Origin of the sequence: Kitasatospora nipponensis (assembly GCF_039528135.1) — a bacterium.
Taxonomy (GTDB): Bacteria; Actinomycetota; Actinomycetes; order Streptomycetales; family Streptomycetaceae; genus Kitasatospora; species Kitasatospora nipponensis.
On record NZ_BAAALF010000016.1, the window covers coordinates 12,904 to 32,092 of the forward strand.

13 protein-coding genes and 1 pseudogene are annotated in these 19,189 nt (G+C 65.4%); 9 read left to right on the forward strand and 5 right to left on the reverse strand.

Annotated features, from left to right (window positions below; translation table 11 throughout):
• Nucleotides 1-4: 4 nt before the first annotated feature.
• Nucleotides 5-604 carry a TetR/AcrR family transcriptional regulator gene (locus tag ABD323_RS07490; protein WP_344440436.1) on the reverse strand — a complete coding sequence of 200 codons (600 nt, stop codon included), beginning with the start codon at nt 602-604 and terminating at the stop codon, nt 5-7.
• Nucleotides 605-722: 118 nt separating this feature from the next.
• Here ABD323_RS07490 and ABD323_RS07495 point away from each other — a divergent pair, with 118 nt between their 5' ends.
• Nucleotides 723-1,547: an SDR family oxidoreductase gene (locus tag ABD323_RS07495; RefSeq protein ID WP_344440437.1), complete on the forward strand. Its 825-nt coding sequence runs from the start codon at nt 723-725 to the stop codon at nt 1,545-1,547.
• A gap of 277 nt (nt 1,548-1,824) precedes the next feature.
• Here ABD323_RS07495 and ABD323_RS07500 read toward each other — a convergent pair whose 3' ends face one another.
• Complete coding sequence (locus tag ABD323_RS07500) at nt 1,825-2,115, reverse strand: Imm32 family immunity protein (RefSeq protein ID WP_344440438.1); 291 nt, start codon at nt 2,113-2,115, stop codon at nt 1,825-1,827.
• Nucleotides 2,116-2,712: 597 nt separating this feature from the next.
• On the opposite strand from ABD323_RS07500, the gene ABD323_RS07505 reads away from it, so the two are divergent.
• The 7 genes from ABD323_RS07505 to ABD323_RS07535 all read left to right on the forward strand — a co-directional run bounded on the left by ABD323_RS07505 (nt 2,713) and on the right by ABD323_RS07535 (nt 13,892).
• Nucleotides 2,713-3,027 (forward strand): hypothetical protein, encoded by a 315-nt coding sequence (locus tag ABD323_RS07505; protein ID WP_344440439.1) that lies wholly within the window; start codon nt 2,713-2,715, stop codon nt 3,025-3,027.
• A gap of 459 nt (nt 3,028-3,486) precedes the next feature.
• A complete protein-coding gene (locus tag ABD323_RS07510) occupies nt 3,487-5,529 on the forward strand; it encodes a hypothetical protein (RefSeq protein WP_344440440.1) in 2,043 nt (680 codons plus the stop codon).
• Between the two features lie 337 nt (nt 5,530-5,866).
• On the forward strand, nt 5,867-7,342 hold the full coding sequence (locus ABD323_RS07515) for an ATP-binding protein (RefSeq protein ID WP_344440441.1): 1,476 nt from the start codon (nt 5,867-5,869) through the stop codon (nt 7,340-7,342).
• Between the two features lie 60 nt (nt 7,343-7,402).
• The gene (locus ABD323_RS07520) at nt 7,403-10,195 is read left to right on the forward strand and encodes a Z1 domain-containing protein (RefSeq protein WP_344440442.1); all 2,793 of its coding nucleotides are present in this window, start codon (nt 7,403-7,405) and stop codon (nt 10,193-10,195) included.
• Entirely contained in the window at nt 10,192-11,202 is a 1,011-nt protein-coding gene (locus tag ABD323_RS07525) for a PD-(D/E)XK motif protein (RefSeq protein ID WP_344440443.1), read from the forward strand. Before ABD323_RS07520 ends, ABD323_RS07525 begins: the two co-directional genes overlap by 4 nt.
• Nucleotides 11,195-13,207 (forward strand): AIPR family protein, encoded by a 2,013-nt coding sequence (locus ABD323_RS07530; RefSeq protein WP_344440444.1) that lies wholly within the window; start codon nt 11,195-11,197, stop codon nt 13,205-13,207. Before ABD323_RS07525 ends, ABD323_RS07530 begins: the two co-directional genes overlap by 8 nt.
• A 250-nt stretch (nt 13,208-13,457) precedes the next feature.
• Nucleotides 13,458-13,892: a very short patch repair endonuclease gene (locus ABD323_RS07535; RefSeq protein ID WP_344440445.1), complete on the forward strand. Its 435-nt coding sequence runs from the start codon at nt 13,458-13,460 to the stop codon at nt 13,890-13,892.
• A 5-nt stretch (nt 13,893-13,897) separates the two neighbouring features.
• Here the strand turns inward: ABD323_RS07535 and ABD323_RS07540 are convergent, their stop codons facing one another.
• Together ABD323_RS07540 and ABD323_RS07550 are read right to left on the reverse strand one after the other, a co-directional pair.
• Complete coding sequence (locus ABD323_RS07540; protein ID WP_344440446.1) at nt 13,898-15,796, reverse strand: DNA cytosine methyltransferase; 1,899 nt, start codon at nt 15,794-15,796, stop codon at nt 13,898-13,900.
• A gap of 670 nt (nt 15,797-16,466) precedes the next feature.
• A pseudogene (locus ABD323_RS07550) lies at nt 16,467-16,949 on the reverse strand (phosphorothioated DNA-binding restriction endonuclease family protein); the annotation flags it as partial.
• A 286-nt stretch (nt 16,950-17,235) separates the two neighbouring features.
• Between ABD323_RS07550 and ABD323_RS07555 the strand changes: the two are divergent.
• On the forward strand, nt 17,236-17,769 hold the full coding sequence (locus tag ABD323_RS07555) for an NUDIX hydrolase (RefSeq protein WP_344440447.1): 534 nt from the start codon (nt 17,236-17,238) through the stop codon (nt 17,767-17,769).
• Here ABD323_RS07555 and ABD323_RS07560 read toward each other — a convergent pair whose 3' ends face one another.
• On the reverse strand, nt 17,770-19,080 hold the full coding sequence (locus ABD323_RS07560) for an NsdA family TPR-like regulatory protein (protein WP_344440448.1): 1,311 nt from the start codon (nt 19,078-19,080) through the stop codon (nt 17,770-17,772).
• Nucleotides 19,081-19,189 lie beyond the last annotated feature (109 nt).

Consider the following 19,189-nt stretch of genomic DNA (forward strand, 5'->3'; position numbering starts at 1 on the left):
CCGATCACCCTTGGACGAGACCGTCGATCTCCCGGGCCAGCCGGGCGCCCTCGCGGGTCATGATCTCCGGATCGCGCAGCGCGTTGGTGAGCAGCGACATCCCCTGGTAGGCGCCGACGAGAGCCAGGGCGTGGCCCGCGGGATCGGCCACGCCCAGCTGCCGGTACTGCTGCTCCACCCAGTCCAGCAGTTGGCGGATCACCTGCCCCACCGCCAGGTCGAGCCCGCCCTCGGCCCGCTTGTCGAGCTCGACGGCCAGGGTGCCGGTGGGACACCCCAGGCGAGCCGCGGTGTCCCGCTGATCGACCCACGCGGCCACCAGGCCCTTGAGGCGTTCGCGCGGGTTGGGGAGCCGGTCGAGCCGCCGGGTCAGGGTCGCCAGGTATCCGGAGTGCTCCGCGAGCGCGGCTTCGACCAGCTCGTCCTTGGTCTTGAAGTAGTAGTAGACGTTGCCCGCCGGCACGTCGGCGGCGCGGGCGATGTCGGCGATCGTCGTGCGCTCCACCCCCTGCTCGTGCAGGACCCGGGCGGCGGCGGCGGTCAGTCGCTGCCGCTTGCCGACAGCCGCCCGGCCGGCCGAGCGGGAATCCACTGAGTCAGTCACCCGACTAACTATAGACAGCCGACCACTCCGCCGTGCTAGCTTCTCCCCCAACGGAGTGAGTCAGTCAACTAACTCACTCCCTCACTCCTCACTCCTCACTCACATCAAGGGGATCATCATGATCGTTGTCACGGGTGCGACCGGGAACGTCGGACGGGCGCTGGTGCGGATGCTCACCGAGGCACGACTGCCGGTGACGGCGGTGTCGCGGCACATCACCGCCACCGACGTGCCGCCGGGGGTCCGCACGGTGGCCGCCGATCTGGCCGAACCAGCCGGCCTGCGGGACGCCTTCGACGGCGCGCGGGCACTGTTCCTGCTGGTGGCCGGCGAGGACCCGGACGGCATCCTGGCGGCCGCCCGGTCCGCCGGAATCAGCCAGGTGGTGCTGCTCTCCTCACAGGGCGCGGGAACCCGGCCCCAGGCCTACCGGCACCCCGTCCTGTTCGAGACGGCCGTGCGGAAGTCCGGCCTCGACTGGACCGTCCTGCGCTCGGGTGGAATGGCCACCAACGCCTTCGCCTGGGCCGAGTCGATCCGCACCCGACGAGCGGCCGAGGCACCGTTCGGCGACGTCGGCCTGCCCTTCGTCGACCCCGAGGACGTGGCCGCGGTCGCCGCCACCGTCCTGCAGACCCCGGACGCCCACCTGGCCGCCACCTACACCCTGACCGGCCCCGCCCCGACCACCCCACGCGAACGCGCGGCCGCGATCGCCGCCGCCCTGGGCGAGCCGGTGCACTTCACCGAGCAGACCCGCGCACAGGCCCACGCCCAACTCGCCCGATTCATGCCCCTCCCCGTGGTCGAGGGCACCCTGGCCATCCTCGGCGAGCCGACCGAGGACGAGCAGCGGCCGAGCCCCGACATCGAACACATCCTGGGCCGCCCCCCGCACACCTTCACCACCTGGGCCGCCCACAACACCCCGGCCTTCCGCTGACCACACCGGCCCACCAGCCGGGGCGCCGCGCGAAGAGCAATCACCGGCGGCGAGATCAGGGCCCCCAACAGCACACAAGCACTGCGGAGTTCCGGGAACGGCATCCGACGAGCTCGCGCCCTGCACTCGGCAATTCCGCCAACTCGATTGCTTCACAGCGCCTCTGACATGCCGCCACACCGCCCCGCGGCTCGCTGATCCCAGTCGGCCGGCCCCATCGTCGACCGCCATTCACCGCCCCTCCCCGCCTCTTCGGGCACGGACGGGGCACACGACGCTACTCGCCGTCGTCCCGTTCCAGGACCAAGCCGACCGAACCCTCTTCGAGGCCGTTGCTGTCTTCGAGATGCAGGTGGCTGCCGTCCGGGGTGCCGGCCTCGGCAAGAGTCAGAACGTGGCGGGCGAGAGTTCGCAGCCCGGCGGCGTTCGCCTCGATGACGATCTCGGCCCCAAGGTTCCGGACGTTGATCCGTGCGTCCTGCTCCCAGCTGAACACACGCGACACGCCATCAGCGCTCGCGGCCATCGTGGTACTGGCGGTCAGAGGCATCTCCTGCTCGGCTGTCATGACGCCCATCCTGCCGGATCAAGGTGCGGGCAAGGAGTCCGCAGAAGAGCGCAGAACCGCGACACTCGAGCCATCCGCACGCCACCAACGAGCGTGACAGGAAGAACGCCGACAGCATGGATGCGGAAATCACCCACAGGCTCGAAAAGGACACAACCGACCGAGAGGGCACGCGAGGGGCACGAAAGCCAGAATCGGCTCACCAACGACAAAGGCCCAGCCTGGGGATCATGTCCCTGAGCTGGGCCTTTACCACTGGAGCGGGCGACGAGAATCGAACTCGCGCTATAAGCTTGGGAATCTTTGGTCCTTCGGGCCGAAAACAACCTCTGCCCTGCGGCGATGTCCGTCCTGACGACCTTCCGACACGGCCGTCGACGCCTCCTGCCGACCGTCGTTCACCGGTCGTTCTGGCACGGATCTGGCACGCGGTGGCAGGCCACCATGAGTTGCTTCTGCGGCCCATCCACCCTAGATGTGAGTCCGACGTCAGTCGACCTCTGCGAGTAGGTGTCCCCACGTCCTTCGGCTACTGGGCGCTCGATCAACGGTAGGACGCCTACACGTACCGCTCGACAGGTGAGAAAGAATGAGCCCATGGCTACGGAGCACGAGGGTGCGTACTCAACCTGGCACGGGGCGCTCAAGGTCCTGACTCGCGGCGCCCCGGAGCTGCAGGAGTGGCAAGACCAGCGCTACAGGTTCGCTCATCGTGTTGGCGAGCTGCTCGTTGCCGAACAGTCAGGACAGCCAGCAGTAACGGGGCCTGTCCTCTACGGTGTGTACCTGGCGGGAACCGGGCTGGCATACGTGGGCCAGACCGAGCAGGGCGACCGCCGCCTGCGCGACCTTCCCGTGGGCGAAGCCACCATCTCGCGAACACCGTTCCTCCCGAGATCTGGGAGCGTGTGATCGTCGTACAGTGGCCGAACCTCCTCGGCCAGCTGCCACACGAGGAGCAAGAGCAGGCCAAGGAGCTCGGTCCCAGGGTCTGTGGTCTGGTACTTGAGCACCAGACGCAGCTTCTGAGGTCTCCGCCTCCAAACAGCCGACGCCGGCACAGAGACGGCCACTGGCGCCACAGAGAACTGGCAGCAAGTCGTTCCCTCGGGGCAGTACACGCCGACCGGCTGCCGAATCTCCACGAACGCACCCGCGACGCCTGGGACGAGTTGGCTGCCATCGACCGTTCGACCGCTGCCTCATGCCTGTCGGTCACAGCCTTCGGCCGTGTGGTCTTTCCGGCAGCGGTGTGAGGCCAAACAGGCGGCCGGAGGCTGGCTCTTCTCCGGCAGAGGGTAGAGCGACCTGAACCGAAGTAGTCGGAGAAACTCTCAACACACGCTGATCGCTCTCTGTCATCCTTCCGTTGTGGACTTGGAAAACCTTCCGGAAGTTCTGGGTCGCGTTGAAGACGGCGCGCGTGAAGCAGCACGGGTGATCACAACGAGCGCCGGCCCGCTCCGCCGCCCGGGGGTCTCTGCTGTCGCCTCACACCGCGCCTTCATCCCGGTGACCTCGGCCCAGTGGGCCACCGTTCTCGACGACGCCGCCTTGCCGAAGCTCTGGCTCGGGCTTCGAGCCTTGGCGCAGCAGGTGGTCGGGCTCGGCGCCTCAACCGGGCGGGTGGTCGGCCGAACCCTCCCGACACTGCTTGTGCAACTTCGCAGCTCAGCGGACGCCCTGGATACGGTCGCGGGCGAGGTTCTGCGGTTCGCGCCACCCGATGCAGTTGCAGGCGAGGCTCAACTCGTCGAGGACCTTGCAACTCATGGACGAGGCTTCGTCCAAGCAGTGTGGGACTGTGCTGGCGACGGGTGGAACGAGTCCTCGTGGCAGGACGCGAGGACCCGTGGCCAAAGTGCGGACGCCGCAGCGCAAACTCTGCTGGATATCCCGGCAACAAGCCACGGTTCTGATTCGGAGGATGTCTTCGACCGCACCCTCGGAGTCCCGTCTAGCGAGCTACGCGTGGGCAAGGGGCCAGCGTTTGCGGCCCGCCTCGCCGCTGCGTGGTCTCGGGATCCTGAAGGTCTGGACCGCAGGATGCGTGATCAGACAAGCCATCTGCTCGATGACTCGCTCGTGCTGACAGGGAAGGTACGACTGCACCTGGCCGTGCTGGCCGCAGCTGATCGTCCTCTGCTTATGCACCGGGCTGCCGCACTAACTCGCGAGCTTGTCTCGAGCATGTTGGCAGTTGAGCCGGAACAGGTTCGGTCAGCGATTGCCGAACACGTCCGTAGCGAGCCAGCCATGCTCTCCACCCACCGCGGTCTGTTCAATGCATGGGGCATCTACAAGGGCGCTCCGTCAGCCGAGGAGCAAATGCGCCCAGTCGCTGACATGTACAAGATCGTTGTAGAGGGTGACGTGAAGCGGACCGCAAAAGTCCTCCTCCGGCTCCTTGGCCGCCCCGTACCACCGGCGCTCACGCTGGCCACGGCACGGGAGCTGCTGGCATCGGAGCAGACGCAGCCGCTCTGCTCGATACTGGCATCGGTCATCATGCCGGCCTGGCGGAACGCTGTCGCTCACGAGGACTTCCACTGGGACTCGTCGATCGGCGCCCCCTTACTGTCCGGCCAGCAGGTGGATCTGGGCGAGATCCTGGTCGAGGTTGGACGCGCTCGCAGCGTCTGCCTGGGCTTTGAACACGGTGTTGCCATCGCCTACGCCCAAGCCCCTTTGAAGGACTCACAGAGCGCCGAACCGCACAACGAGGTAGCCAGGAATCTGGGCATTCTTCGAGCAGTCGGCGAGGCAGGCCAACCGGTACTGGACCTCCGCCGAATCCGGACCACTGTTCAGTTGGAGGTCCAATCGGTCTCCATCAAGACGCTGGAGACTCTGCTAGGCGCGCTGGTCTCAGGAGCCGAGGTGGACAAGTCTGTCGAGCGATGGGAGGTGCACCAAGGCAGTCGGCGCCCCGCGTTCTGCGTAGACCGATCCGCTATCGACGCCGTGCTGAGTCTCGCCGAGGTCGACGACCAAGATCGAAAAACCCTGACGTTTCCCCCTGCTGGCCTGCCGATGATTGCGAGCGGCCTTGCCAACGCGGGTGCACCGCTGGATAGTGCTGTGTCAGCCCTGCTTGCATTGGCTGCAGCACAGGTGGTCGGCGAACGAGACCGGCTGGCGCGCCGACTGACCAAGAACGATCGGGAGGCTGGCCTAGATCTCCTCAGGACGTTGCAGCTGACCTCCAGAGCCGTCGTCGCAGCCACGGCCTTCATCGACGAGGAGGCTGGTCGGCCGCTGGTCATGTTCGCAAAGCTCCTGCAGTTCGAGCACGACAGCCTGTCGGGATCCAAGCCAGTTGCCATGGTCAACCGTGTTGCACCCGCTGACCGGGCCCTCCGACGACACGCCCCCGCCTTCCTGCCCTGGATCATCGAGCAGTCACCCGGTTAGATCGTGGACCGCGTTTAGGCCACCGAGCCTTCCGCCAAGACCAGTTCGTCTTATGAGGCGCTCAGCTGCCACGTTCCAGCCCGCTCCACATTCGGTCGAAGGTAGCCGCCAGCTTCAGCTGCTTCGGCCGAGTTCATCCTGGGGCGATAGTGCGGAACCGGTAGCCCTTGGCGATCTCGCTCAGCTACCCTGACCAGGGGCATTCGCTCTCGGTGAAGTGCAGCGATACACAGGTGAATTGTCTCCGATTCGAGCTATCTCTTCCTCCGGGCCGGGCGTACCCGTGGCGGCCCTGACTCAGTTACAGCTCAGACGGAACCCGGCACGGAGCGTGGTTGTGGATTTCGATGTCGCCGCCCCAGACCCGGCTGGGATGGTCGCGTCGCTCAGCTCGCTGGGCTACTCGCTCGAAGCAGCCGTGGCGGACCTTGTGGACAACAGCATCTCGGCCGGTGCCAAGAAGGTCGACGTCGAGTTCACCTGGGCTGGCCGTGACTCCTGGATCGCCATCGTCGACGACGGCGACGGGATGACGCCGGATCAGCTGAAGACCGCTATGACGGTTGCTGCCCGCGGGCCCTCCGCACCTCGCACCGCCCACGATCTGGGCCGCTTCGGGGTGGGCCTCAAGTCGGCATCCTTCTCGCAGGCGCGACAGCTCACGGTCGCCAGCTCGGACGCCGGGACGTGGAACGTCCGCACCTGGGATCTCGACATCGTCGAACAGTCCGGTGAGTGGCGACTGCTTCGGGGCACGGACGCCGACACTGAGAAGCTTGTCGATCGCCTGGTCGAGAACTACGGTCACGGCACCGTGGTGATCTGGAAGCGCCTCAACGGCTACCACAGCGACGGGGTCGACGCCGATGACGAAGCCACCCAGAAGCAGTTCTACTCCGAGGCCGCTCGGACGGAGTCCCACCTTGGGATGGTCTTCGCCCGCTTCCTTTCCGGGGCCAGACGTCTCGCACTTCGCGTCTCAGGAACCGAGGTGCAAGCCTGGGACCCGTTCATGGTCTCCCATCCCTCTGTTCAGCGCCTTCCCGTCGAGGAGCTGCCACTCGGCTCCGGATCTGTCCGTGTCGAGGCATTCGTCCTGCCCAGCACGCACCGTCTCTCTCCTGACGTGTACGACAGGGCCGCCGGACCGGGTGGATGGCTCGGCCAGCAGGGGTTCTACGTGTACCGTCGCAACCGTCTGATCCTCGCGGGCGACTGGCTGGGACTTCGCGGCCTTCGGCGCGAGGAGAAGTTCAATCTCGCGAGGATCGCCGTGGACATCCCCGCTGAGACCGATGTCGAGTGGGGTGTCGACATCCGGAAGTCCAGTGTCGTCCCACCTGTCGCACTACGCCGGCACCTGACCCGCATCGCGGCGCATGCTCGCAGCAGGGCCTCCGAGGTACTGCGGCACCGAGGCCAGATCGCCGCGCGAACTCACGGTGACCCACTCGCCTTCGCGTGGACCGTACGGCGGCAGGACGGCCGCGTCACCTGCAAGATCAACAGGAGTCACCCTCTTGTTCGGGAGGTTCTGAGCGTCAGCCATGAACACGGGGTCAACGTCCGCGCGATGCTTCGCCTACTTGAGGAGACAGTCCCTGTCACCGCGCTGCGGGTGATGCACGAGACGGACACTGCAGACGATCCTGTCCCCTTTGACGGAGGTGGAACTGCCAGCTCAGAGGCCGTGGAGGTGGCCGAGAGGATCTTGACCGCCATGATCTCGCAGGGACGCTCGCCGAAGGAGGCTCGCGACCGGATGCGGGTGATGCCGCCCTTCGACCAGTTGCAAGGCTTCTGGTCCGAATGACGCAGCGTCAGGAGTTCCCCTTACGCTCTCCTCTTGAACCCGTCTTCTTGGAGGTCCCTCGTGAGTAACGCCTCTGACGAAACACTCGACATGGCCATGCGTGTGGCCCTCGCCATGCTGCCGGTGGATCGACAGGCGACCCCGGACGAGGTCGCGGTTGCCATCAATGCGGTTCTCGGCATGCTGACGGTCCAGGGCAAGACCCCGGACCGTCACAAACTGACGAGGATGCTCGAGGAACTGGTCGCCGTGTTCCAGGAGTCCTCCTCCGGCTTGGAGGACAGGACGGGCCACAGACCCTGGCTGCCTGACGCCAAGAACGAACGCGACTGGGACTTCTGGGCGCGGTACCGGCGGTATCTCGAGGACGTACGACGCATGCCGCCACGCGTCGTCTGGAGGCTCGACCAGAGCACGGACGAGATCCTCGGCCAGCTCGAAGACCCTCGCCGCAACGGAGCATGGCGGCGCACCGGCCTTGCCATCGGCCAGGTCCAGTCCGGGAAGACGGGCCACTACATCGGTCTTGCCGCCAAAGCAGCTGACGCCGGCTACCGGCTCGTCGTCATCCTCGCCGGTATCCACAACGACCTCCGGAGCCAGACTCAACTGCGCGTCGACGAAGGACTTCTCGGTTTCGACACCCAGTACCAGCTGCGATCGGACCAGGAGGGAGCCAAGTACCGCATAGGAGTTGGCGCGATGTCCCATGCCAAGCGGCTCGACATCGCATCCCTGACCAACAGCGCCGAGAAGGGGGACTTCGACCGCAAGGCCGCCTCGAAGTCGAACATCCCAGTGGGCAACTTTCCCGTCGTTCTTGTGATCAAGAAACATCGCCGGATCATCGACTACCTGCGCACCTGGGTCACCGAAACCCACGGCACGGACGAGCCCAACTCCGGCAGGAAGATCGTCCAAGACATCCCCCTCTTCGTCATCGACGACGAGGCTGACAACGCCTCGATCAACGTCTCCAAGGACCCGGAGAACGACCCCTCGAAGATCAACGCTGCCATCCGCGAGCTACTCAGCAGCTTCGACAAGTCGTCCTACGTCGGCTACACGGCCACCCCGTTCGCGAACATCTACATCGACCCGGAAGCCAACCACGACAAGTTCGGGGCGGACCTCTTCCCAGATAGCTTCGTGCGCAGTCTCCGGGCGCCGTCAAACTATCTTGGACCCGAGCGGGTATTCGGGCTGCAGGTCGACGACCAAGACGAGGAAGACATCGAGGCGCTGCCACTCGTGCGCCACGTAGAAGACCACGATGCGTGGGTGCCGAATGGCCACAAGTCCTCGCACATCCCATCGGACGACCTTCCGGTCTCTCTTCGAGAGGCAATCGACTCGTTTATCCTCGCCTGCACGATGCGACGTGCCCGCGGGCAGATTAACGAGCACAACTCAATGCTCGTGCACGTCACCCGTTTCACTGCCGTCCAGGGCATCGTCCGCGACCAAGTCGACGACTATCTCCGACTTACTGTGGACTGCCTGCGAGACCGCTTCGGCCAGGCAGCGGCAAAGAGGCTGGCCGAACTACAATGCCTCTGGGAGAGGGATTTCGTCAAAACGACCGAGTTCTTTCCTGCAAACGAGGCCCCATCTTTTCCCTGGGTCGACGTCGCCATCCACCTGCAGTCGGCGCTGACAAAGATTCAAGTGAAGGCGATCAATGGAGCGGCGCGCGATGCTCTCGAATACTATGACCACCGCAAGACCGGCCTCTCCCTGATCGCCATCGGCGGCGAGAAGCTCTCTCGGGGACTTACCCTCGAGGGTCTCACCGTCAGCTACTATCTGCGCCCCTCAAAGACGTACGATGCCCTGCTCCAAATGGGCAGGTGGTTCGGGTATCGTCCTGGCTACGAGGACCTTTGCCGGCTCTACACCACGCCAGCTCTCGAGCAGGCGTACGTCGAGATCACGGCCGCAACCGACGAGCTGCGCCGGGACATCGAAGAAATGGCAGCCCTTGGGTTGACGCCGCGTGAGTTTGGGCTAAAAGTGCGGTCGTCGTCGCTAGGCTTGGGAATCACTGCGGCGAACAAGATGCGTCAAGGAACAAAGGTCCTGCTCAGCTACTCCGGCGAAGGACCGGAGACTGTGATCTTCAATCTGGCAGAGCGTGTGGTCCAGCATAACTTCAGGGCCCTTGATGCCTTTGTCCGCAAGCTTGACACCCTCGCACCCGCCACGGTTGATGCGCCTGGTGTCAGCGTGGTGTGGGAAGACGTGCCACCCGAGGCAATCGTCTCCGGGTTCTTCGAACCGTACGTTACGGACCGCGGAGCACAACGGGTCCGGCCAGCATTTATCGCCGAGTACATCCGCCAGTGCGCCACGGTAGGCGAGCTGGGCAAATGGACCGTCAGGCTGGTCAGTAACTCTCAAGCGAAAAGTTTCACAGAGATCGGTGGCCACCAAGTCGGCCTGATTAAGCGATCCGCGATGAATAATCCGAAAGTCGAAGGTCGGTACACCATTCGTCGCGTCCTAAGCCCGCCGGACGAGCTCACCGACCTGGATACTCATCAAAGGGAAGTTGGTCTGACTGCAACCCGAAAGGCCGCAGAAGGACAGCTCAACCGCAAGGGGCAGCCGCGCGATCCGAAGATCGCGACCGACCGCTTTCTTCGCCGCCAGCGCCGACCGGAACAGGCCCTACTGCTGATCTACCCTCTCGTTCACCCGAGCTCCAGCAAGGACGACTTCACCACGCCCCTCGTGGGATTCAAGGTGAGCTTTCCCTTCTCAGCCAACGCGACCAAGACCGAGTATGTGGTCAATGACATCTGGCTGCAGGAGGACATCGAGATCGACGACGACGAGGAGAGCGACGCGTGACTATCACCGAGGACGACTGGCGCGAGCTGGAGGCGCCCCAGGCAACTCCCGGAAGGTCAATCCGCCGCCTTCACCCTGAGTCCACCCACGACATGTATCTCGCGGTCTCACACCCGGGGTTGCGCCGCATGTTGGTGCTGAAGGGCGACGCTCCTGCAGCGGAGGGCGTCGCGCGTTCCCTCAGCCGGCTCCCCCCGACGGCAGGGCTCGAACTCCAGTTGAACTCCCTGTCGCGGCAGGATTACGAACTACAGGTGGTGCTGACAGCTGACGACCTTCGCGAGGTGTTCAGCCCTCTGGTGGCCGACATAGCAGGTGCGACACATAGCGCTCCTTCGACAGCAGACGCCCTGCTCGCGGCCGTGGAGCGGTTCGAGCGCTGGCAACACCTTCTCCGCTCCATCGGCAAGGACGGGCTCGGGCCGGAGATCCGTCGCGGCCTGTTTGGGGAGCTCCTCATTCTTCGCGACTATCTGATGCCGTCCCTTCCGGGCTTGGAGGCCGTCAACGCCTGGACCGGACCCACCGGAACCAGCCAAGACTTCCAGCTTCCCAGTGTTGCTGTTGAGGCCAAGGCGAGCACCGCGAAGAGCACACACCGGATCCGGATCTCCAGTGAACGGCAGCTGGACAGCACTGGCACCCCGGCCCTCCTGCTCTCACTCATCTCGCTTGACGAGCGCCGTGGCGGCTCGGGCGAAAGCCTGAACGCCATGGTGGACCGCATTCGCGAACGACTGACCAGCGTGGCGGCGCGGTCTCGCCTGGACAGCCTCCTGATACAGGCCGGCTATCTTCCTGGCCACCGCGACCACTACGACGAGCCGCGTTACACCAGTCGCGACCTGCGCTTCTGGAGCGTTCGCGACGACTTCCCCCGACTCGTCGAGTCGGACCTTCGCCCTGGAGTGGGCGACTGCACGTACCACGTCGACACATCCGGCTTGGACGACTACCTCCTCACCACCGATGAGGTCACGAACCTGATCAGGGGCACCCATGGCTGAGCTCGACCAGACTGCGTTCGCCCGCGACCTCGTCGCGGACGTCCTGGCAACTGCCGAGGCCGAGCACTCGACGACGCCGGAGACGTTCACCCGCCGGGTGCTCGAGGATCTCGAGCAGGCCGGCATCGTGTCGAACACCTTCACCGCCTATCACAAGTCACACGGCGTGGAGGTACACGGCTACGGGTGGAACGAGTCGACGGACAGCCTGGATCTGTTCGTGACCGACTTCCGTCTGTCGCCTCTGGAGGAGAAGCTCACCAAAGCGCTGTCGGAGAGCCTGTTCAGACGGCTTCTCACCTTCGTCCGCCGCTGCGAGAAGGGTCTCCGCCAGCACATCGACGAGTCATCCGACGTGTACGACATGTGCTCGACCGTCGAGAAGGCCATCGCCGAGGTAGAGCACATCAGGCTCTTCCTGTTCACGAACTGTGTGAGCACGTCGCCTGCACCTGAGCCGACCGAGTTGGACGGAATCCCCGTCACCTACGAGACCTGGGACCTCCGGCGAATCCACCGCCACGCCAGCTCGGGCACTCTGAGTGAACCTATCGTGGTCACCTTCGCCCCACCGCTCACCTGCCTGGCTGCTCCGAGCACCGAACCCGACTACTCGGTCGTCCTGGCCGTGACTCCTGGTCAGCTCCTCGCCGAGCTCTACGGGGAGCACGGCCCCCGGCTGCTGGAGTTGAACGTCCGATCGTTCCTGCAGGCCCGCGGCTCGGTTAACCGGGGCATCAGGGCAACCCTGCTGGACGCGCCGGGCCGGTTCCTGGCCTACAACAACGGCATCACGGCAACCGCCTCCCAGGTGGACTTCGTCCATGACGGAGACGGGCGACCCATCGGAATATCCCGGGTTCACGGGCTTCAGATCGTGAACGGTGGACAGACAACTGCCTCGCTTCACCACGCATGGAAGCGCGACAAGGCCGACCTGTCCCAGGTCCGCGTGCAGATGAAGCTGTCGGTTGTCGATCCCGAACGGCTGGCGGAGATCGTACCGAAGATCTCCGAGTACTCGAACACACAGAACAAGGTGACGCTGGTCGACTTCAGTTCGAACCACGAGTACCACGTGGCCATCCAGCGCATCACCCGAACACTCTGGGCACCAGCTCTCGACGGGAGCGGCCAGGAGACGCACTGGTTCTACGAGCGGGCACGTGGGCAGTACGCCGACGACCTCGCGAAGCGGTCACCCGCACAGCAGCGGCAGTTCCGTCTTCTCTGGCCGACACGGCAGAAGTTCACGAAGTCGGATCTCGCCAAGTTCGTACATTCCTGGGAACAGCTGCCGCACCTGGTCAGCCGGGGAGCACAGAAGAACTTCGGCGAGTTCATGATCCGGTTGCAATCGAACCTCCCCCACGTGGACGCGCGCTACTGCCAGCGGCTCGTCGCGAAGGCCATCCTGTTCAAGGCGGTGGATCGGGTCGCTGCTACCCATGGGGCAGGAAGCCACAAGAGTCTGGTGACGACCTACACCGTGGCGCGCCTGTCACAGGCAGTCGACAGGCGGATCGACCTCGACCGCATCTGGCGCGAGCAGCAGGTGTCGGCGGTCCTCGAGTCGGCACTGCACGAGCTGTGCCCGAAGGTCATGACCGCGGTTACCACTCCCCTGAGGGGAAACCACGTCGGGGAGTGGGCGAAGCAGATCGGATGCTGGGACGCGGTATCCCGCGTTCGGTGGGTGGTCCCAGCGGCCCTGGCGGCCGAGCTCGCGGACCTCCCCCTCCAGGACGTCGCCGTCGCCAACGACGGAGGTGCTCCCACCGCGGACGTCGCCGAGGTCCTGGAGATCTCCCCCGAGGAGTGGACGGCCATCGAGCGCTGGGCGAAGGAGACACGGAGCCTCGAGCCCTGGCAGCGCCAGCTCGCCTCGACCATCGGGCGCCGTCTCGCCGCTGGAGAGGAGATCGGCGAAGCACAGGCCGCCCAAGCGATACACGTGCGCAACGAGGCCATGCGAGTCGGGTTCAGTCCCGCCTACGACGTCTGACCTCGGCCGACGGCCGATGGGCGAAGCACCCGCCGTCCACTCACAGGCGACCTTCGGTGAGAGGGTCGCGGACGGCGTCCTCAGCGTGACCGACCACGATCCGCCCCTCCTTCGTCGTCCACACGGAGTCCCGCTGGCGCTCAGAACACGAGGGCGGGTCCCGCACCGCCTTTGGTCACGATGCCCCGTAACTCCTGAGCGTGGTGGGAAAATGGTTGACGAACGGGTGAGCAGATTGAGTGGTACATGGGTGCGTACGGCGAAGAGCGAACACCTGAAGGGGCGGCGCACGAAGAACACCGCTCCCGAGGTGGCTCTCAGGAGCGCCGTTCACCGGCTCGGGCTCCGCTTCCGTCTGCAGCGCCGGGTGGCTCCGCGTTGCACTGCTGACTTCGTGCTGCCGAGATATCACGTCGCCGTGTTCGTGGACGGCTGCTTCTGGCACGGTTGTCCGGAGCACGGACCTCGCGAGTTCCGCGGCGCGAACGCCCAGTTGTGGGCGGAGAAGATCGCGACGAACAAGGCTCGGGACGAGCGCAACACCGAGGCGGCCCGAACCTCCGGGTGGGTTGTGGTCAGAGTCTGGGAGTGCGAGGTACGTCGTGACCCGAACCAGGCAGCGCTGCGTATCGCGACGACAGTTGAAGCCCACCAGTCCCCTGCACCAACCCACGGGCCGAAGTAGGTCTCCTACGGCGCGGCCGCGATCTCCAACTCGTCGTCGAACAAAGTGACCGTCTTCTGAGGGCAGTACGCCTTGAGCGGGCAGGCCGAGCAGACAGGCTCGATGTCATGGCAGATGCTCGAACCGATCAGGCGGAGAGCGGCCATCCTCAGGGGAGCGTCCTCGCCAGCCCCCACTATCTTCACGAGGTTGACACGGCCGTCGCTGAGTCGGTTGACCCGGTGCGCGGTGCTGTCGTTAAGACGAGCGGCCACACGAAGCGGTCCCTGTCCCACCAGCAGTAGGTCTTCGCCGGTCAGCAACCTGTAAAGGGAATCCTCGCCCGGCTTCATCCCGACCAGAGATGGCACATCGGACGGTTTGCGCCAAGCGGCCGGGCTGTCGACGAGTGGCTGCAGCCGAGCCAGCCGCTTCTGGGTGGTGTCAGTGGGTGCTGCCGCAAGCAGCCCCGCGTACATCGGACCGCTGAGCCGCTTGAATCGCTTGATCACGGCCAGGATCTCCGCCAGAGGTCCGCTCCTGATCTTCGAGCCCGCGAGAACCGCCACCACCGCAGCATGCAGCGGCGCAAGCTGCTCTCCGGGCAGGTGGTACCAGTCATCCCCAGCCCGCCGCTTCCTGGCCCAGGCAGTCAGGTCGTTGCGCACGTCGCGCCAGCGTGGCTTGAGCCCGTCGGCCGGCGCTGCCACTCCCTCCACCGGGGCCAGAACCTCGGCCGCTGCCTCACCCAGGAAGGGAGGTACTGCATTGCCGATCTGTCGGAAGGCGTCGCTGCGCACGCCGGCGAAGCGAAACGAGTCGGGGAACGTCTGAACACGGGCGGCTTCCCGCACGGTGAGGGTCCGCAGTTGCTCAGGGTGGATGTACCAGTACCCGTCCTTGGCGATGTGCGCCGTGATGGTCCGGCTCAGCTCACTCCAGTCAAGCTTCTTGTACTTGTCGGTGAAGTGGTCGGCCTTGTACCGCCGCAGCTGCTCGGGCACTTCCGAGTACAGAGTGCTGGAACTCATCAAGGCGAAGATCTCGCGGTCATCGTCACGTACTGCCCGGGTCATGTGATCCCAGACGAGCCCCTCGGGCGCACCATCCCGCATCTCCGTGGCAAAGACACCGAGCTTCTTCGAAGACTTGTACGGGAGGCTGCGTGCCCCCTTGTTGCCGTCCGGAAGCTTGGGAAGATCACCGATGGCGTCACTGAGCGTGGTCCACGACTGCTGTGGCGACCGCCAGTCGAACTTTTCGACGTCGTTGCGAGCGAGCAGTATCAGACGCTTCCGATGCTGGGGAACCCCGTAGTTCCATGCGTCGGCCAGTCGGACCTGGGTCGCGTAGCCAAGATCCTCCAGCTCCTGCTCAATCGTCCGAATCACGAAGAAGTCGTCACCGAGACCCATGTCCGGCACGTTCTCCATGAGCACAGCTCGGGGCCGGATCCGCTTCACCAGGTCCAGGTATGCGACCCAGAGCTCCCTCCGGCGGTCCTCCGGATCTCTGCCGTGCTTCTCCACCAGGCTGCGGATCTTGCTACGTCCAGCCCGACTGAAGGGCTGACACGGGGGCCCGCCAGCGACCAAGTCGATCTTGGCTGGCTCCAGGATCTGCACGAGCCTGTCCCGCTCGGAAGGATCACCGAGATCCATGTGCAGGCTCATACCCGGGAAGTTGGCGGCGTGCGTCTCCAACGCGCGCTGATCGAAGTCGACGGCAGCGGCCACCGTCCAACCTGCTCGCTTGAGTCCGAGACTCAGACCACCGGCTCCGGAGAAGAGATCGACCGCCAGTCGTTCCCCCCCGCCGAGGTCGTCGAGCCACTGCTGGAAGCCTTCCGGGGTGCAGCTCTTCTCGTGCGGACCGAGCTTGAGGTAGTCGCTCCGCTCGAGAGGCACCCCGTAGTGCTCCCCCACAGTAAACCTCCGTCTGAACGAGATGAATGAGCACCAGGAGATCACAGATCAGGGCACTCGATCAAGAAGATCAGCCGTCCCGCAACCGGAGTTGGCTGGCCGTACCTCTCGACAGATCGCAGGACACACCCCGCTGGGCGCTCCCGGAATGACCTTCGAAGGCCCGGCAGTCTCTGCTTCCACCAAACCAAGCAGCATGACACGCCCTCCCTGGAAAGCCAATCCTAGGGCACTGTTACCACAGGTACTGGACAGAGGAGCCCAAAGTCACCCGAGAGCGTCGCCGTGAACCGAGACCCAAGCCTGAATCGAGATGGCAGAGGGGCCATGCTCCGGACGGTGTGGCGCCGGAAGGCTGCAGGATCGCGTCGGTCGCACACTTGTTGTTGTGACACAACGATCGGTCGGTACACCAATATCGGCCGGCCACTGCGAACTCGTCACCGCACGCCGCTTCACGGAGGGGGACTCGGTGGAGCAGCTGACCCGCTTGCTGCATCGCGCATACGCCGATCACGCCGCCGCCGGGCGGGCGTTCTTTGCCTCGTACCAGTCCGTGCAGGACACGGCCTACCGCCTGGGCAGGGGTGAGTGTTGGGTGGCGTTCCAGGGGGATGCGATGGTGGCGACGGTGACGGTGGCGGCTCCTTTCGCGGCCCCGGGGGTGTACCCGGCTCCGGCGGGCGCGGGGTCGTTCTGGCAGCTGGCGGTAGAGCCCGACGGCCTCGCACAGATCGGTGTGCAGCGACGGCGGGAAATGGACGTCCAACAGCACTCTGACCAGCCGCCCCAGCAGTGAAGGCTCCGTGACGAGCGCTGACCTCAACTCCGGCACGAGCCTGCCGGTTGCACCGCTGGAACGGAGAGCCCGGACCCCACTCCTTGGGCTTCCCTGCCCACGATCTGTCCTGACCTCCCAGACGCCGTCACTGACCAGGTGATGGAAGGGGTAAGCGGGAGTGGTCGGGTTCGGTGGCCCGTACTCGACCAGCAGCCGCTTCAGTTCCTCCTCGACCGCGCTGTAGCGCAGTTCACCATCGGCGTCCTGCTGGAAGCTGCCGAGCGCGTAGAGCAGCAGCAACGGCTTGTGCGGAGCGCGGACCTCGTTGTTGGTCCACTGCCGCAGCTTCGCCACGCGATCGAGCCAGTCCATGGCCGCCAGCGTAGTTCGTGGCACTGACGTCAACTCCGTGGTGGCGCCTGGCGCCTCAGCCGAGGTAGTGGTTAGGCGCCGGCGAGGTTCTCGCCGATCTACTGGCTCAGGCTGGGGGTGGAGTTCGTACTGGTCAGGGCCGGCGGGCTGGTCCAGCGGACGCCGTCGGCCTCGTCGTTGATCGTGGACATCCGTATTCGTCACCCTGACGCAAATTCGCCGGAACAGGCGGGCCGCGCTGCTTGGGTCTGACATGCTGAAGGTCCATCGAGAGGGGCCTCAAACGATGCAATGGAAGATCCACGGGGAACGTCCCATCTACGAGAACCCATGGGTGAATCTGTGGATGGTCGATGTCGAGCAGCCCGACGGGCACCGCTGGGAGCACCACGTGCTCAAGCTGCGGCATCTGGCAGTGGCCGCGGTGGTGAACGACCAGAAGCAGGTGCTGATGATGTGGCGGCACCGCTTCATCACAGACTCGTGGGCCTGGGAGCTTCCCATGGGTCTGATCGAAGCTGACGAGACCCCTGCGGAGGCCGCCGCCCGCGAGGTGTTGGAGGAGACGGGCTGGAAGACCGGAGAGGTCAAGCCGCTCATCTACGCGCAGCCCGCGAACGGGATCACCGACTCGGAACACTTCGTCTTCCGGGCCGATGCCGTCGAGTACGCCGGACCACCGACCGAACGGAACGAGTCGGACCGCATCGAGTGGATTCCGCTCACCGAGCTGCGCGGCATGATCGACCGCCGCGAGATCGTCAGCAGTGGCTCCCTGGTCGGTGTGCTGTACCTGCTGCTCGATGAGGCCGGCCTGTAGTCACACGCTCATGTCCCGGATGCGTACCGACAACTCGGCGGCCGGCCGGGCAGTGCGGTAGGGCACCAGCAGCAGACGGAACTCCTGGAGGTGCGCGAGCACTCTGGGGGAAGCCACCTCGACTGCCAGGTCAAGGGCCCTCCCGGCCGTGGCGCACGCCAACTCCATCTCTCGCCGTTGGAGTTGGGTGCGCGCGAGCCAGAAGTAATGGAACGCACGCCCTCGCAGGTTCGCCGGCGCCTCGCTACGCATGGCCTCTTCGATGAGCGGTTCGGCCGCAGACGCGTCGCCGAGCTGGCCCAGCGCGATGCCGGTGTCGACGGTGAGCTTCGTCCGATCGAAATACTGGACCCACGCCGGGCCGTCATCGGCGGGGTCGATCCGTTCGAAGTACCGGTGCGCGTCCGCGATGGCTCGGCGGGTGGACTCCTGGTCCTGCGCGCTGGCATGGCCGAAGGCTTCCCGCATGGACAGCATCGCCATCAGCCTCGGCGTGCCGGCGTCGAACCGAGCGCTGTCCTGCGCGGCCCGAGCCAGGGTGATCGCGTCGCGGGCCTTGTCCTCGTAGGTGGCCTGGAGGCTGAGACAGGAGAGCACGTTGGCGACGAACGGCCGGTCGTCGATCTCGCGCGCCAGGCGCAGAGCATCGGTGAAGTAGGTCCGAGCCGTGCTGTACTGCCGGGCGTCGAAGTACGTCCACCCCGTGAGGCGTGCGAGCTCGGCCGCGATGCCGTGGAGACTGCGCTGGTAGTTCGGATCGGCCGTGTCGCGCAGAATGCCCATCACGTACCGCAGTTGGCCCATCACGGCCGGCCGAAGGGCTTCACCGCCGTGCTCGTCGTCGCGTCGCCAGTAGTCCTCGATGGACGCCTGGAGGGACCTGAGAACCGTCGGCGTGGCCTTGGCGCCGGCCGCGATGGCGAGGATGTCGTCCAGCTCGCGATTCGGTAGCACCGAATCCCCCGTTGAGGTGACCTGGTAGTTCATCGGCCGCGTGGTGTCGCGGGAAGGGGCCGACTGACGCTCCCACGCTCGGGGAGCAAGGCCGACCATGTGGCCGGGGATGCGCAGGCCGTCCGCGATGCGTTCGATGACGGCCATGTTGGTGATCGTCCGACTGCCCGCGATGACTTCACCCACTCGACTTGGCGTCAGCTCGCAGACCCTGGCGATGCGGGACGGGTGGAAGCCACCTCTGGCCTTCGCCAGGCCGAAGATGACCGCGAAGTCCCGCACCTTGCAGGCGGCAACCATCTCGGGGTCCGCCAGCAGGCGACTCGGCAGCCCCGCCGAAGGCGTGGATTCGGTCATATCCGGCACCCCCAGCACCGGGAAGCTCATCACTCGGTGTCACGTGGCATAACTGACCGCGAGTCTACCCATGGTGGGTACACACCTGGCCCTTATTCCGGAACCGCCC